The 15510-nt window shown below is 61.6% G+C and carries 11 protein-coding genes; 2 read left to right on the forward strand and 9 right to left on the reverse strand.

The genetic code is table 11. From position 1 onward, the window contains the following. Nucleotides 1-50: 50 nt before the first annotated feature. From FPL22_RS00895 to FPL22_RS00910, 4 genes are all read right to left on the reverse strand, one after another. Nucleotides 51-2243 (reverse strand): histidine kinase N-terminal 7TM domain-containing protein, encoded by a 2193-nt coding sequence (locus tag FPL22_RS00895; RefSeq protein WP_144228240.1) that lies wholly within the window; start codon nucleotides 2241-2243, stop codon nucleotides 51-53. A 133-nt stretch (nucleotides 2244-2376) separates the two neighbouring features. Further along, a complete protein-coding gene (locus tag FPL22_RS00900) occupies nucleotides 2377-3327 on the reverse strand; it encodes a class II fructose-bisphosphate aldolase (protein ID WP_144228241.1) in 951 nt (316 codons plus the stop codon). A gap of 117 nt (nucleotides 3328-3444) precedes the next feature. Next, on the reverse strand, nucleotides 3445-4818 hold the full coding sequence (locus FPL22_RS00905; protein WP_144228242.1) for a DUF1552 domain-containing protein: 1374 nt from the start codon (nucleotides 4816-4818) through the stop codon (nucleotides 3445-3447). Between the two features lie 12 nt (nucleotides 4819-4830). Further along, nucleotides 4831-7203, reverse strand: a complete 2373-nt coding sequence (locus FPL22_RS00910) for a DUF1592 domain-containing protein (RefSeq protein ID WP_162525147.1) — start codon at nucleotides 7201-7203, stop codon at nucleotides 4831-4833. Between the two features lie 64 nt (nucleotides 7204-7267). Here FPL22_RS00910 and FPL22_RS00915 point away from each other — a divergent pair, with 64 nt between their 5' ends. Next, the gene (locus tag FPL22_RS00915; RefSeq protein WP_162525148.1) at nucleotides 7268-8041 is read left to right on the forward strand and encodes a c-type cytochrome domain-containing protein; all 774 of its coding nucleotides are present in this window, start codon (nucleotides 7268-7270) and stop codon (nucleotides 8039-8041) included. 10 nt (nucleotides 8042-8051) lie between these two features. Here FPL22_RS00915 and FPL22_RS00920 read toward each other — a convergent pair whose 3' ends face one another. From FPL22_RS00920 to FPL22_RS00940, 5 genes are all read right to left on the reverse strand, one after another. After that, complete coding sequence (locus tag FPL22_RS00920; protein WP_144228245.1) at nucleotides 8052-9017, reverse strand: hypothetical protein; 966 nt, start codon at nucleotides 9015-9017, stop codon at nucleotides 8052-8054. Nucleotides 9018-9141: 124 nt separating this feature from the next. Further along, a complete protein-coding gene (locus FPL22_RS00925; protein ID WP_144228246.1) occupies nucleotides 9142-11946 on the reverse strand; it encodes a type IA DNA topoisomerase in 2805 nt (934 codons plus the stop codon). A gap of 66 nt (nucleotides 11947-12012) precedes the next feature. Then, entirely contained in the window at nucleotides 12013-12495 is a 483-nt protein-coding gene (locus FPL22_RS00930) for an RES family NAD+ phosphorylase (protein ID WP_144228247.1), read from the reverse strand. Next, nucleotides 12488-12937, reverse strand: coding sequence for a type II RES/Xre toxin-antitoxin system antitoxin (parS, locus tag FPL22_RS00935; RefSeq protein ID WP_144228248.1), 450 nt, complete (start codon nucleotides 12935-12937; stop codon nucleotides 12488-12490). Before parS ends, FPL22_RS00930 begins: the two co-directional genes overlap by 8 nt. 120 nt (nucleotides 12938-13057) lie before the next feature. Then, nucleotides 13058-14152 (reverse strand): pyridoxal-phosphate-dependent aminotransferase family protein, encoded by a 1095-nt coding sequence (locus FPL22_RS00940; protein WP_144228249.1) that lies wholly within the window; start codon nucleotides 14150-14152, stop codon nucleotides 13058-13060. A gap of 146 nt (nucleotides 14153-14298) precedes the next feature. Between FPL22_RS00940 and lpxK the strand changes: the two genes are divergently transcribed. Next, nucleotides 14299-15492 (forward strand): tetraacyldisaccharide 4'-kinase, encoded by a 1194-nt coding sequence (gene lpxK / locus FPL22_RS00945; protein ID WP_144228250.1) that lies wholly within the window; start codon nucleotides 14299-14301, stop codon nucleotides 15490-15492. The last annotated feature ends 18 nt before the right edge of the window (nucleotides 15493-15510 follow it).

Here is a 15510-nt window from a genome sequence, read left to right on the forward strand (position 1 = left end):
GGCGGCGGCCGGGCAAGGGAGACCTTGGTGTATTTGACCTCTTATGGCTATCAGGTTTTCTCCGGTTCAAGGCGGGGAATGCGAGCCAGTGCATCAATCAAAGTGGGCAGGTTGACGGGCTTGGTGATGAAGTCATCCATGTCCAGCGCAAGGCACCGTTCGCGTTCGCCTTTGAGGGCATGGGCGGTGAGGGCGATGATGTAAGTGCGGGGGCTTCCGTTGGTCTGCGAGGAACGGATATGGCGGACGGCTTCGTAACCGTCCATGACAGGCATTTCCAAGTCCATGAGAACGGCGTCAAAGGATGTGCGCGCCAATAGATCGAGGCCTTTACGGCCGTTGTCGGCGACTATGACTTCGTGGCCGAGGCGACGGAGAAATGCGCGGATCACCGCTTGGTTGACCGCGTTATCTTCGCAGACGAGCAGCTTGAGAGATCGTGAACTCGCGCCGGACGAAGCCGTGCTGGTGGACGGGGGGCGCGCAGGTGCGTTGGTTGCGGCTGGAGCGCGGATCGTGGCACTGAAGACGGATCCTTCGCCGGGGCGGCTGGAAAGCGTGAGACTGCCGCCCATTAATTCGCAGAGATGTCGTGTGATGGACAGGCCCAGTCCGGTGCCTCCGAAGCGACGCGTGGTGGAAGCGTCGGCCTGATTAAACGCGGTGAAAATGCGTGATTGGTTTTCGGAAGCGATGCCGATGCCGGTGTCGGTGATCCGAAAGACGATGACATCGGGGGCAGGAGCCTCGACCTCGAGGGTGACACCCCCGATTTCGGTGAACTTGATAGCGTTGCCGATCAGGTTGGTGAGTATCTGGGTGATGCGCACGGGATCGCACATCACCAAGGCAGGCACGTTGCGGGCGATGGAGGTGGTGAGCGCGATGTGTTTTTCGGTGGCGGTGGGCAGCAGCAGGCGGCTGGTCTGGGCGATGATGACGTTCAGGTCGCAGGGCACGCGTTCGATGTCCAGCTGCCCGGCGGCGATTTTGGAGTAGTCGAGGACGTCGTTGACGATGACGAGAAGCGAGCGGCTGCTGTGATCGATGAGGTCGAGATATTCGTGTTGCAGGGGATTCAGCGGCGTCTCTTTCAGCATGTGGGTGAATCCGATCACGCCATTCATCGGCGTGCGGATTTCATGGCTCATGGTGGCGAGGAAACGGGATTGGGCGTGCTCGGCTGCCTCCGCGGTATCTTTGGCCAGCCGGAGCTGGGTCTCGGTTTCCTTGCGGCGTGTGATGTCGCGCAGGATGAGCACGCGCGCGCGGGTGCGTTTGCCGTCGGAGGCGAAGACATTGAAGAGCGACGCTTCAAAGTTGAGCCCGCCAGCCTCGACTTCGAGGCGCGGAATTTCCGGATTGGCCATCAACGACAACAGGGCGGGCCAGCCGGAGAGCAGTTCGGAGGCGGCCCGGCCCACCGTGCGGTTTTGGGGGAGGTTGAGGGTGGCGGCGGCGGCTTGGTTGTGATCGACGATGTAGTCTTGATCATCGAGAACGATGATACGGTCTTCAAGCTGCTCGATCAACGCGGCGCGGGCCACGGGGGCCAGATCCAGCATGCGATGGCGAAGCAGTGCGGCGGCGACAAACGCACTGGTGAGCGGAAAAAAAATCGGCGCGTAGTTCAGCCCGTGCGGATAGCTCACTCCAAATAAATGCAACGCATCGGTGGTCCATCCAACCAAGGCGGCCGCGAGAATCAGTAGGCGTCCTCGGCGTTCCCAGAATGTGTGATGCCTCCGGGGATAGAGCAGCAGGAACACGGCGGCCCAGACGAGATAGTTGTAGATGTAGTAAATGATTCCCCAAGGGCCCAAGGTGTTTCGCAGCACGGAAATTCCGCCGGTGGAATCTATCCGGAAATCGTGGCGGAGCAGCGGATTCTGGCCGGGGCCGGGGAACCAGATCAGAAGCAAGGTGATCAGCGGCACGACCAGAATCGCGGCGAGCGTCCAGCCGCGAAGCAGCGGACGGTCGCGAGTCATTCGATGCACGGTCTCGATCCAGACCGGCGCATAGAAACAGAGGAAGGAGCAGCGAATCTGAAAAATCAGGGTTTTGTCCGCCAGATCGGGCACGCTGAGTTCAATCGCATAACCGAGTGCCCACAGCGCGTTGAGCAGTAGGGCGAGGCAAAAGGGTGCCGCAGTGGAGGTGCGCAGACGACCGCGCACCAGAAACAGCATCACCACCTCGAAGACGCTGGAGAAAAGTAAACCCGTGATCTGCCAGGACACGCCTTAGAAGACGACGCGCGAGCGGGTGTGATCAAGCTTTGTGACGCAGGGGTTTCCCCCAGAAATGGGCACGAAAAACACGACCCCCTTGCGAGGGTCGCGTTGGTTTTCACGGGAGAATTTCCCTGAAGGCTTACTTGCCGAGGCTGGCGCGGAGGCTGTCGAGCTGGCCGGCGGAGCCGAGGAGCACGTTGCGCGAAGCGATGAACTTGGCGTATTCGACGATGAAGATCTTGCCCGGGGGGCGGAAGTCGAACTCGGAGGGCTTGTCGCGGAAGAACTCGCGGTGAACGCGGGTCCAGACGAGACGGCCGTCGGTATCGATATTGATCTTGGTGACGCCGAGCTTGGCGGCGGGGAGGTATTCATCGACGTTGACGCCCATCGAACCGGCGATGGTGCCGCCGGCGGCGTTGATGCGGGCGACTTCGTCCTGGGGGACGGAGCTGGAGCCGTGCATGACGAGGGGGAATCCGGGGACGAGGGCCTTGATCTTCTCAAGGACGTCGAAGTGCAGGGACTGCTTGCCCTTGAACTTGAAGGCGCCGTGCGAGGTGCCGATGGCGCAGGCGAGGGAATCGCAGCCGGTCTGCTTGATGAACTCCTGGGCTTCCTTCGGGTTGGTGAGGGTGGCGTGGCCGTCTTCGACGACGATGTCTTCCTCAACGCCGCCGAGCATGCCGAGTTCGGCCTCGACAGAGATGCCCTTGGCGTGGGCGCGGTCAACGACGCGCTTGGTGATGGCGACGTTCTCCTCGAACGGATCGTGGGAGGCGTCGATCATGACGGAGCTGAAGAAGCCGGAATCGATACAGTCGTAGCAGGTCTGCTCGTCACCGTGGTCGAGATGGACAGCGAAGATCGCGTCGGGGAAAATCTCGTCGGCGGCGCGGATGATGGCCTCAAGCATGCGCTTGTCGGTGTAGGAACGCGCACCCTTGGAAATCTGGATGATGAAGGGGGCCTTGGAGTCCATGGCGCCCTTGAACAAGCCCATGGCTTGCTCGGCGTTATTGATGTTGTAGGCACCCACGGCGTATTTGCCGTAGGCGTGTTTGAAGAGCTGCGCGGTTGTTACGATCATAGGGAAAAGTGGTTAACGTGAACGGCTAGGCTACCGACCGCACGAATTGTGCCGCAAGGGTTTTCTCCACGCGGTTTTTGGCGGCAAGTGCGCAGCGGTTGCAGGAAATGGCCCGGATCAACCCAGCTTCAGGCGGCCGGTGCTGTCGCCGATGCGGTCGGCTTTGACCCCGTTCAGGTCGAGCATGGACAGGTAAAGGTTGGTCATGGGCTGATCTGAAGGGAGTTGCAGGTAGCGACCGGTCTGGATGCGGCCACCGGCGCGTCCGGCCAGGATGACGGGCAAGTCGGTGTGGTCGTGGCGGTCGCCATCGCGAATGCCGGAGCCAAAGACGACCATCGAGTTGTCCAACAGCGTGCCTTCGCCTTCCTGAACGCTCTTCATGCGTCCGATCAGATAGGAAAACTGGCGCATGTAGAATTCGTCGATTTTGCGGATCTGCGCGAGTTTGTCGGCCCGCTGCTCATGATGGGACAAGCTGTGGTGACCCTCGGTGATGCCGAGCGTGGGGAACGTGCGACCGCTGGCCTCCGAGGCCAGCATGAGTGTGGCTACCGGTGTGCTGCGTGTCTGGAACGACAACACCATCAAGTCGCACATGAGGCGCATGTGCTCCTCGTAATCGGACGGAATGCCGGCGGGCAGCGGGGCCTCGGGACGGGCGGCAAAGGATTCGAAGGATGTGACGCGTCGTTCGATCTCGCGGACGGAGGTGAGGTATTCGTCGAGCTTGGCGTTGTCGGCGCGGCCGAGATCGCGTTGAAGGCGGCGGGTATCGTCCATCACGAAGTCGAGAATGCTCCGGCGCTGGCGGGCGCGAACTGTGCGGCTCTCGACGGTTTCCTGAACCGAGCCGCCGCCAAACATGCGCTCGAACACGAGACGCGGATTGCGTTCGGCGGGGAGCGGCTGGTTTTCGGAGCGCCACGATAAGTTGAACTGGTAGGCGCAGCTGTAACCGGAGTCGCAGTTTCCGGCCAGGCGCGGGGGATCGCAACTGAGTTCAAGTGAAGGCAGCCGGTGACCCGCGCCGATGCCGGCGGCGATCATCTGGTCGATGGAACGGCCGGCGCGGATGTCGCTGCCGGAGGTTTTGAGCGCCTGCGTGCCGGTGAGAAACGTCGCGCTGGCACGCGCATGGTCGCCGGGGCCGTCGCCGTTGCCGTTGGCTTTTTTATGACCGAGGCCTGCGATTATCTGGAGATCGGATTTGTGAGGTTCGAGCGCGGCGAGCGAGCTGCTGAGTTGGAACGAAGAACCGGCGCCGGCGGTGGGCCACCAGTGGGCGTTGTTGACGCCATTGGGGACATACACGAACGCGGTGCGAAGAGGCGGAGCGAGCAGTGAACCTGGACCGGCGGCGGCGCTTTCGGCGGCACGGAGCACGGGGCCGGGAATGAGACTCTCAAAAATGGGCAGCGAAACCAACGCGCCGAGACCGGTGAGAAACTGGCGGCGGTTGAGCGAAAACGGAGGCGTGGGCGCGGGCATCGGCTTGGGCGTTCAGGGTTGGCGTGAGAGGGCGGCGACCTGCGGGGTGGCTGGAGTGTCGGCGCGTTGGTTTTGGAAGGCAATGCTCGCGACCACCGCGTCGATATAGGCGGGCAGCGTGGAGCCATGGTTGGCGGCGGTCGTCACGATGGTGTCGACGGTCGGGCGGTCGTAATAATCAAGGCCGCGGCCGAGGGCGTAAGTGAGGAGCGTGCGGGCGAAGTTGCGGTTGAACTCGTCTTGACGCGCGTTCGCCAGAATGTGGGAAAGCGAAACGGGAGAGTTAACGGCTTCGCCGGTGACCAATTTGCCGGAAGAGTCGATCGGTTGACCGCCGTCGGTTTCACGACGACGCCCGAGCGAATCGTAATTTTCCAAGGCGAAACCTATGGGATCGATAAGCGCGTGGCAAGAGGCGCAACTGGGATTGCTGCGGTGAAGCTCGAGCCGGCCGCGCAAAGTCTGGGGTTGTCCGCCGCCGGCGTGTTCGGCGAGCGAAGGGATATTCGGCGGAGGCGGTGGCGGCGGTGTGCCGAGGATTTTATCGAGAACGAATTTGCCGCGCAGGACGGGCGAGGTGCGGTTGGGGTAGGATGTAACGGTGAGAATGCCCGCCTGGCCAAGCAAACCGGCGCGACGATCAGCGGGAAGTTGCGTGCGAACGAATGCCGTTTCGGAAGCGGGCACGGGGAGTCCGTAGAAACGCGCGAGACGTGCATCGACGAACGTGTAATCGGCGGTGAGCAGTTCGGTGAGCGGGCGGTCGTTAGTGAGGAAATCGGAGAAGAAGCGAAGGATTTCCTCCTTCATGGAAGCGGCGAGGGCCGGAGACCATTCGGGGTAGAGCTTCGGGTCGGGTGTTCGCAAAGGCAGATTGCGCACCTCGAGCCACTGGCCGGCGAAGTTTTGCACGAAGCGGCGGGAGCGTGCATCGGCGAGCAGGCGCTTGGTTTCTTCGGCGAGATGAGACTTCAATTCGCCGCGGTCGGCCAATTGCAGCAGGCGTTCATCGGGCGGTCCGTTCCAAAGAAAGTAAGCCAGGCGTGAGGCGATGGCGTGTTCTGACAACGACTGGCGTTGTATTTTATCTCCGGATACGGATGAAGAGATAGCGGAGGTTTCGCCGATAAAAAGAAAGCCGGGGGAAGTCAGGATGGCCTGAAGAGCGACCTGAAGCGCGGCGGCGGGAGAGTCGCCGGATTTTTCGGAGCGTTCGGCGAGGAAGGCGAGGCGGTCGATTTCGGACGGTTTGGGGGGACGGCGGTAAGCGCGGGGGACTAGGGGAGTGAGCACGCGGGCATACCAATCGAAGCGGTTTTCGCCGGGCTTGGGTGCGGCGACCCACGAAGGCAACGGCCCCTCGGGCCGCGTCTGGCCGGGGACGAGATAAGGGCCTTCAAGGCTCGCGTCCTGCAGGTAAAAATTGCGGTCCTGCTGCTTCGTTGTGGCTGTGGGCTCGGCGTAGAAATCGTTGAGGAAGGCGATTTGGATTCGGCTCGGGCCGGCGGGCAGATCGACCTCGATCTTGTGCTGGCGTGGACGGCGGCGGGTGCCATCGGCGGCAAGCTCGGTGATGGGTTTGTCGTCCACCTTTACGGAAAAGCGTGCGGCTTCGTTGCCTGCCGCGTCCTGGGCTACGCGCACGGTGAGCCGGTAGCGACCGGCGGCCGGCGGGGTGATTTTGAACGTAAGGACGGTGTTGGAGAACAAGGCGGCTTCGCCCTCGCTGTTGCTGCCGGTCCACTTTTCGGGCGGGGCGACAAAGATGCGCGGCGGGGGCATCGGGTCGGGAATCACCGCGGCTGCGACTTGCTCGGCGGCGGTGAGGTAACGCTCAAACAGCAGCGGTGAAACGCTGAGCACGCTGGCGATGTGATCGAAGCCGTGGCCGCTGTCATCGTCGGGGAAACTTTCGGCAGGGTTGAACGTGATGCCGAAAAGATCCTGCACGGTGTTTTTGTATTCTTCGCGATTCAGGCGGCGGATGACGACGCGACCGGGATCGGGATTGCGGGGATCGACGGGATGCAATGTGCGATCGAGCCATGTGATGAACTCCGCGCGCTCGGCCGGCGCGGGCTGAGTGGCATCGGCGGGCGGCATGAGGTTGTTGCTGACATGCCGGAGCACGCGTTCCCACGCTTCTCGGCTGTCGCTTTGCGGGACAGGCAGGGAAAGACGGTCGAGTGCGAAGTCGCCTTTGCGTGAGCCGCTGTCGTGGCATTCGTAACACGTGCGATTGAGGAAAGGCTGTATCCGCCGGTTGAACACAACCTCTGGAGAAGGTGCGCGCACGTGCCACCACCAGTCGGGCCAGGTTTGATGCGCGGCGCCGCCGAGGATCGCGCAGAACGCGAGCAGCAGGGCGGTGGCAAAGAGGCGCATGAGAAAGGAGGGGCGGGGTGCTTCAGGCTTTCCGACGGAGGCAAAACTACGTTGGATGGGGAAAATGGACGGTATTACCCTCGAACGTCTCGGCAACCTGCATCTCGTGTTTTTGCACCTACCCATCGGTTTTGTGGTGGCGGCGGTGCTGCTTGAATTGTGGCGCTGGCGGCGCCCGTCGGTGGAAGGCGCTTGGCTGCAAGGACGTCTGCTGGCGGCCAACGCGGTGGCGTCCTTGTTGACGGCGGGCGCGGGTTTATTGCTGGCGTCGGGCGGCAATTACTCGGGAGAGGTGCTGGCCCTGCATCGTTGGGCGGGCGTGACGTGCGCGGCTCTGGCGATCGCGGCTTGGATGGCACATGCGCGAGGCGGCAAATGGGCCGGGCGCGTGATGTTGTTCGCCTTATTGGTCGCGACGATCGTGGCCGGACATCTCGGAGCGACGCTGACTCACGGATCGGCCGTGACGGTGTGGTGGCGCACGGAAAAAACGGAGTCAAAGAAGACCACCGTGGCGGTGCATCCGATCGCGGCCGATGCACCGGTGTTTGAAAAAGAAATACGTCCGCTGCTGGAGCGTTCGTGTTTCGAGTGCCACGGGCCGCTCAAGGCCCGCGGACGCCTGCGACTCGACACACGCGAGGCGGCGCTGGCGGGTGGCAAGAGCGGGCTGCCGGCCATCACGCCGGGCAAGCCGGAGGCGAGCGAATTGCTGCGCCGCATTAAACTGCCACGCGACGATGATGAGGCGATGCCCGCTGGAGACGCGCTGGAGCTGACTCCTGCGGAGATTGCGCGGCTGGAGAAATGGATCGTGGACGGCGCGTCCTGGCGCTGAGCCTGCCCGATTACTTGGCGGGCGTCGCGGCGGCAGCACCGGCGGTTGTGCCCTTGGCGTTGCTGGTATTGGCGCGCATCAACTCACGGATCTGTTGCTGGGCTTTTTGCTCGGACTGAAGCTGGGTCAAGGCGGATACCTGATCGGGGGTGAGCACGCTCTTGGCCTGTGCGATGACAGCATCGCTGATGGTCGCGCGGTTGCCGCCGCCCCAGTTGCCTGGGCCGCCACCGCCGCCCTGATCGTTGGTGGATGCGGTGCTGCTAGTGGCGAGGGCGCTGACGAGGAAGTCGCTTTGCGTGCTGTTGAGCGGCGTGGATGAGTAGCTTAGGCGCTGGTCGAGTTGGGAAACCAAGGCACGCTGGGACTGGGTGGTTTCGTAATTTTGATATTGGTTGAAGGCCGTCTCGCCGAGGGCGGTCTTGATGCTGGAGTCGACCTCGGACTGGGCCTCGTCGGTCATCTTGCGAAGTTCGTCGCGATTTTCGCGGGCGTTGAGGCCGCTCTCGCGGGCGGCAGTCATCACATCCATGCGGGCGGTCTGGCGCTCAATGAGGAGGTCTTTGAACTTCTCCAATTGGGCGGGGGACAGATTAAGCTTTTTGAAAAGATCGGCGTAGCGGCCGTCGAGGGCGGCGCGTTGCTGAACGGACATGGCTTGCGCAAACTCGGGATTGGCCATGAGGGCGGCGAAGTTGGGGCGGTTGTTGTTGCCGCCGCGCTGGCGCTGACGGGCTTCGGCCTCTTCGGTGTTCGCGGCCGGTTCGATTTCGGCGGGCGTGGTGGTCGCGGGAGCAGTGAAGGAGGCGGCGATCGGGGCGGGCTTGGGTTTGACGGTTGCGGCGGCGGCGGAGGCCTTGAGCAGTTCGTTTTGCAGGGCGGTCAGGCGGCGGCTTTGGCTCCAGGCGATCAGACCGGACGAAATCGTGGCGACGGCGAGGAGGATGATGAGGTAGTTTTTGACCTTGGGCGACATGTGGAGGAATGACGCACAGGCGAGGCGTCGGGTTTCATTTAGAGTGTAAAAGAAAACGGCCGGCAACCCGAAGGTTACCGGCCGTGCGCAGCGCGACCCGAACGGGTTGCGGCTTATGTCCAGATCAGCGCGAGGGGAATTCGAACTCGGCCTTCTTTTTGTCCTTAGAGAGCGTCAGGTAGGCGCTGAAGGTCGTGCCGCGCTTCGAGAGCAGGCCTTCGATGAGGCCGGTCTTGCCCATCTCGACGAGACGTTCGACCTCGTCCACGGGGAGTTCTTTTCCGCAGAGAATGCGTTTCAATTCAAACACGGTGCGCGGGGTGCCGTCGGCCTGAGGCTTTACGACTACAAACGCGTCGGGCGTGAGGTAGAGGTCGCCGTCGTGCAGTTTGCTCTCGCCGAGCTTCTGGGCCTTGGTGATGTCGAGAGGCTCCTTCTTTTTCCGCGGAGTCTTGACCGAGCCGTCGGCGTTTTTACGAGGAGCGCGGGGCGGGAATTCCCAGGCGATCTTCGGGCCGACGCGGAGGAGGAAGGCATCGAAGGGACGGCCTTTCTTGGAGGTGAAACCTTGGATGAGACCGGTCTTTTTGGCCGGGCCGACGAGGTCGATGGCCATCTCGCGGGTGATGGGCTTTTGACACATCAGGCGGCCGACTTTGAAGGACTCGGTCCATTCGCCGTCCACTTTTTCGCGGAGAATGTAGCTGGTGGGGCCTTCGCAGAGCTCGGCGCCGGTCTCGGGATCGGTCCAAAACGGTTCGAGGGTGTTGACGTCTACCTTGGCGCCGAAATCGAGCTCGGCCTTTTTCTGGCCGGGCTTCTTTTCGTCGTCGACGATCTTGATCTTGGAGGGGAAGCGGTTGCCGGTCTTGGCGGAAACGAAGCCGTCGAGGGGGCCGATTTCGCCGGTGGCGACGAGCTGGCGGACCTCGGACTCGTCGAGTTTACGGCCGCTCATCACCTTGTAGATGGAGAGCACGCCATCGCGGGAACGGAAGGCGCGGAGGGTTTCGAGCATGGGCTCGCCGTCGGTGGGCGAGACGATGTCGGTGACGCGGGAGTTGGACTCGTTTTCCTCGAAGGTTTTGGTGCGTTCGACGATGCCCTTGGTGACCTCGATGATTTCCTGCATGAACTGGTCACGCGGGTATTTGTTTTGCTCCATCTGGCGAAGCTTGGACTCCCATTCGCCGGTCATGTCGGGCTTGGTGAGGGCGTCGGCCTGGACGGCGTGGAGGAACTCGATGACAGACTCGGCTTTCGTCGTAGGAGCGAGTTCGCGCTGGTTGCGCTCCATATACTTCTGGTTGATCAGGCCTTCGATGGTGTCGGCGCGGGTCGCCGGGGTGCCGAGACCGCGTTCTTTCATGGCGTCGGCCATGGCCTCGTCGTCGACGAGCTTGCCGGCACCTTCCATGGCGGAGAGGAGCGTGGCTTCCGTGTAGCGGGGCGGCGGCTTGGTCGTCTCGGTGTGAAGCGTGGAGGTTGAAGTGACGGCCTTGGAGTTGTCCGAGGGAGAGAGCGCGGGGAGGGCTTTGGAGTCGGGAGAGTCATCGTCCACGACGGTCTTATTATATACCGCGAGCCAGCCGGGAGCGGTGAGGACTTTGCCCTCGGTCTTGAAATCGTGGCCGGGAGCGACGGTCGAGATGCGCGTGGTGATGTCGAATTCGGCGGACGGGAAGAACGTCGCGACGAAACGGCGGGCGATCATATCGTAGACCTTGGCTTCCATCTCATCGAGATTCGACGGGGCGGTGGTGGTCGGGATGATCGCAAAGTGATCCGAGATCTGCGCGTTGTTGAAGATGCGCTTGTTGGGCTTCAGCCAACCTTGAGCGAGGATGGTATCGGCGTGTTTACCGAGTTCGCCGGAGAGATTGGTGAGCGTCTGACGCACGGTGGGGATGTAATCCTCGGGGAGCGCGCGGGAGTCAGTTCTCGGGTAGGTGATGGCCTTGTGGCGCTCGTAGAGAGCCTGGGCGATCTGCAGCGTGCGACGGGCGGGGAGACCGAAACGACCGTTGGCCTCGCGCTGGAGCGTGGTGAGGTCGTAAAGACGCGGGCTGGCCTGATTGGAGGCCTTTTTCTCTTCGCGGACGGAGGCAGGAGGCTGGCCTTGGCAAGCGGCGAGGACGGCCTCGGCCATGGCTTTGTCCCAGACGCGGTCGATGCGATCATGCTCGTCGTTTTCGGCTTTTTTGAAATTGGCGCGTTGGTAAAAGCCCTCGTAGCTGCCCTTGGCTACGGTGAACTCGGCGGTGACGCGCCAGAAAGGACGGGGCTTGAAGTTGCGGATTTCGAGCTCGCGGTTGAAAACGATGGCGAGGGTGGGGGTTTGCACGCGGCCGACGGAGGCGACGTTGCCGGCGCGGGAGCCGAACATGCGCTTGGTGAGGGCGCGGGTGCCGTTGATACCGATGAGCCAGTCGCTTTCGGAACGGCAGCGGGCTGCGTCGGCGAGGCCGGCCATTTGTTCGCCGTCGCGGAGCTTGGAGAAGGCGAGCTGGATGCCCTCGGTGGTCATCGTTTGCATCCAGGCGCGCTTTATGGGTAGCTTGGATTTGGCGAGCTGGTAGAGGTAGGCGAAAATGAGTTCACCCTCACGACCGGCGTCGCACGCATTGATGACTTGGTCGATGTCGTCGCGGGCGAGGAGCTTCTTAAGGTGGGTGAAGCGCTCCTTGGAATCGGCGATGGGCTTAAGGCCGAATTTTTCGGGGATGATGGGAAGCACCTCGAGGCGCCAGAAACCGTATTTCTTTTTGTCGATGTCCTCGGGCATCTCGAGTTCCACCAAGTGACCCACGGCGGAGGAGATGACGAATTCGTCGTTCTCGAAGTGGTCGCCTTTCTTGGGGATTTTACCGAGGGCCTTGGCTAAATCTGCAGCCACGGACGGCTTCTCGGCGATGATGAGGGACTTCATGTAGATGCGAGCGGTTACGGGGCGAGGCGGGCGATTTCAAGGTTTTGTTTTTTTCGTGACCCGAGTTTAACGCCGCAAACGCGGGTCGATGGCGAAGCCGACGGGCGTGGCGATCACGAGTTGAGCGAAGCGCGGATGGGCGGGATTTAAGAGGAGATTGAACTCCTGCGGGACGATCGCGCTGGGGACGGAAAGCGCGAGGTGTCGGCCGGCTTTCAGCCATTCGTCACCGATGCGACGGGTTTCAGTGAGATGGGGTAGCGGGCCGGGGAATGAGTATTGTCCGGGCAGGACGGCGGTGGCGATGTCGTCGGCGGACAGGTGGACCGAAAACGCGATGAAGCGTGGCAACGGCAAGGCGTTGTCCAGATGCACGAGGGTTTCGAGCGAGGCGAGCGCGAGGGACGTGCTCGTATATACGACGCGGTGGCCGATGGAATTCCAGCGTCCGCCGTAGATGCGTGCGCCCTCGCCGTCGAACGCGGTTTCGAGGTGCCTCTCTTTCACCATCCGCCACACGCGCACAAAGGCGGCGGAGGGTTCAGACATAGACGCCGTGTTCGATGCGACCGATCAGGTATTCGACCTCGCGGGCGCCCGTCTCGCTCTCGGCAAAATCGAGAGGGACGCGACCCTGCAAGCCGAGGGCGGGGCGACGCAGCCACACGCGGGCGGTGGCGGCATCGCCATCGTGCAATTCGACCGCGAGCCAGTAGAGGCGGGCGTAGCGCATGATGCGGTCGCCATGCGAAGGATCGAGCGGCTCGCGGTGCTTGCGGCGACGGGCCAAGGTGGCGACCGAGATACCGATCTTGCGGGCCATGTCTTCGACGGTGAGGCCGAGTAATTCGCGCAAGGCATCGAACTCAAGGACGGGCAAACCCTGCAGGATACGATCGACGATGGCAGCGGGATCGGCGGGAGCCGTGGCGGTGGCCTCATTTAATACCCACGCCTCGGCATCATCTAATTTACGAGGTGTGTATTTCATTTGATGAGCATTTTACTCTCAAATGAGAGAGTCAATGAATTTGGGCATGAAAAACGGCAGGTCTTGTGGGACCTGCCGTCGAGGACGGAATAGACTGATACAGTGCTACTAAAGTCGGCCTTAAGCGGCGGGGGCAGCCTTGGGGGTCTTAGCCAAAGCGGCATCGAGGGCCTTGATGAGCTCGGCGATGGTCGCGTCGGTTTCGTCACCCATATTGGAGATACGGAAGGTCTTGCCCTTCAGTTTTCCGTAGCCGCCGTCGATCACGAGCTTGTGCTCGGACTTGAGGATCTTGTTCAGCGCACCGAGATCGATGTTCTGGGTGTTGGCGAAGCAGTTCAGCGCAACCGAGCCGTAGCCTTCCTTCGGGAACAGCTTGAAGCCCTTCGAGAAGATGAAGTCCTGCACGGTCTTGTTGAGGCGGGCGTGGCGGGCGTAGCGGTTCTCGATGCCCTCGGCCATGATGTCCTCAAGCTTGGACTTGAGAGCGTAGATCAAGGCGATGCATGGTGTGCTCGGGGTCATGCCGTTCTCGTGGTTCTTTTGGAACTCGATCAGGTCGAAATAATAACCGCGGTCCTTGGCGAGGGCGGAGCGCTCAAGGGCCTTTTTGGAAACCGTTATGAGCGCGAGGCCAGGAGGCATCGCGAGGGCCTTCTGCGAGCCGGTGATGATGATATCGATGCCGAGTTCGTCCTTCTTGATCGGAACGACGGTAAACGACGAAACGGTATCGATGATCGAAATGACGTCGGGGAACTCGCGGAGGACGGCGGCGAGCGCGTTGATGTCGCTCATCGTGCCGGTGGAAGTCTCGTTGTGAATGATGGTGACGCAGTCGTAGGCGCCGGTGGCCAGTTCCTTGCGGACGGCCTCGGGATCGACGGGCTGGCCCCACTCGGCTTTGAGAGCGGTAGCTTGTTTGCCGCAGCGCAGGGCGACGTCGTTCCATTTGTCGGAGAATGCGCCGTTCATGCAGTTGAGCACCTTCTTCTGGCAGACGTTACGCAGGGCGCCTTCCATGACACCCCAGGCGGAACTCGTGGAGATATACACCGGATCCTTGGTGTAGAAGAGCGCCTGCAAGTCCGGTTGGATGGAATTGTAGAGCGCCACGAAATCGGTGCTGCGGTGACCAATCATCGGCTGCGCCATGGCGCGAAGCGTCTTGTCGGAGACGGCGATGGGACCGGGAATGAACAGTTTGTAGCTCATGGGCGTGTGTGTGATCCACCGGCGACGTTCACCGGCGGTTGACAGCAACTGGCAGAGGATTGAGTTGCGTGACCCGGCTTGCGACGTGGTAGAACGTTCAGCCAAGCCCTTCCGCACACCCACCGTCAACACCCTAATCCGCCCGCATGTCGTCCTGGCTCAAGCGCCAACTCAACTCCTTCGAGCACTACACGATCGATGTCATTTTCGGTCGTCGCGAGGGGATGCGGGCGACGGTCTTCGCGGGGTTTTTACAGGGGTTATCGTATATTTTCAGTGGAATTGCACAGTCGCGCTTGTGGCTCTACCGCAAGCGGATCCTTCATGATCAGCCGCTGGGGTGCCTCGTTGTCGTCGTAGGGAATCTCACAGTTGGCGGCACGGGCAAGACCCCGGTCGTGGAAAAATTCGCCCGCGCCCTGCGCGACCGCGGTCGGAAAGTCGCCATCCTCTCTCGCGGTTACCGCAGTAAATCCGCTCCGATGTGGAAAAAGTGGTGGTATCGCCTCTCGCACACCGCCGAGCCGCCGCCGCGTATCGTGAGTGATGGACAACGCGTGCTCCTCGATTCCGAGCAGGCTGGTGACGAACCTTACATGTTGGCACGCAACCTTCCCGGCGTCTTCGTCATCGTGGACAAAAACCGCGTGAAGGCCGGCACCTATGCCATCAAGAAATTTGGCTGTGACACGTTGATCTTGGATGACGGTTTCCAATATCTGCCGCTCAAAGGCCGGCTCAATTTGCTGCTCGTCGACAAGACCAACCCCTTTGGCAACGGCCAGCTTTTGCCGCGCGGCATCCTGCGCGAACCGATCAAGCATCTCAAGCGCGCCAGCTACGTGTTTCTCACCAAGTCCGATGGCGTGCGTGATGTGGAACTCGAGGAGTTGATTCAAAAGCACAACCCCGGGGTGGACATCATCGAGTGCGCGCATCGGCCGCAGTATCTTCAGCGCTTCGGCACCGACGAACGCCAGCCGCTCGAATGGTTGCGCGGGAAAAAAGTCGGTGCGTTCAGCGGTATCGCCGTGCCGGAAAGCTTTGAGAAATTTGTGCGCGACCTGGGCGGACACATCGCGTTCACGCGCCGCTTTCTCGATCACTACCGGTTCACATCGGAGGACTTTGTTTCGATTTTTACCGAGGGCATCGAGCAAAAGGTGGAGTTCATCGTCACGACCGAGAAGGACGCGGTGCGCCTCCCCGAGGGGTTGCCTTGCGCCGTGCCGATTTATTATCTGCGTCTCGAAATCGACATCATTCGCGGGGCCTCCGACTTTGACGAAGCGGTCGAGCGCATCTGTTTTCATGATGCGCCCGTGCGCCCTTTGGACTAACTTTATTTAACCATTTAT

Source organism: Rariglobus hedericola (assembly GCF_007559335.1).
In the GTDB taxonomy this organism is placed as follows: Bacteria; Verrucomicrobiota; Verrucomicrobiia; order Opitutales; family Opitutaceae; genus Rariglobus; species Rariglobus hedericola.

Coding starts and splice junctions, on each gene's coding strand:
- parS (WP_144228248.1), bottom strand. CDS start 12,937: ATGAAATACACACCTCGTAAATTAGATGATGCCGAGGCGTGGGTATTA.
- FPL22_RS00940 (WP_144228249.1), bottom strand. CDS start 14,152: ATGAGCTACAAACTGTTCATTCCCGGTCCCATCGCCGTCTCCGACAAG.
- FPL22_RS00920 (WP_144228245.1), bottom strand. CDS start 9,017: ATGTCGCCCAAGGTCAAAAACTACCTCATCATCCTCCTCGCCGTCGCC.
- FPL22_RS00930 (WP_144228247.1), bottom strand. CDS start 12,495: ATGTCTGAACCCTCCGCCGCCTTTGTGCGCGTGTGGCGGATGGTGAAA.
- lpxK (WP_144228250.1), top strand. CDS start 14,299: ATGTCGTCCTGGCTCAAGCGCCAACTCAACTCCTTCGAGCACTACACG.
- FPL22_RS00905 (WP_144228242.1), bottom strand. CDS start 4,818: ATGCCCGCGCCCACGCCTCCGTTTTCGCTCAACCGCCGCCAGTTTCTC.
- FPL22_RS00910 (WP_162525147.1), bottom strand. CDS start 7,203: ATGCGCCTCTTTGCCACCGCCCTGCTGCTCGCGTTCTGCGCGATCCTC.
- FPL22_RS00915 (WP_162525148.1), top strand. CDS start 7,268: ATGGACGGTATTACCCTCGAACGTCTCGGCAACCTGCATCTCGTGTTT.
- FPL22_RS00925 (WP_144228246.1), bottom strand. CDS start 11,946: ATGAAGTCCCTCATCATCGCCGAGAAGCCGTCCGTGGCTGCAGATTTA.
- FPL22_RS00900 (WP_144228241.1), bottom strand. CDS start 3,327: ATGATCGTAACAACCGCGCAGCTCTTCAAACACGCCTACGGCAAATAC.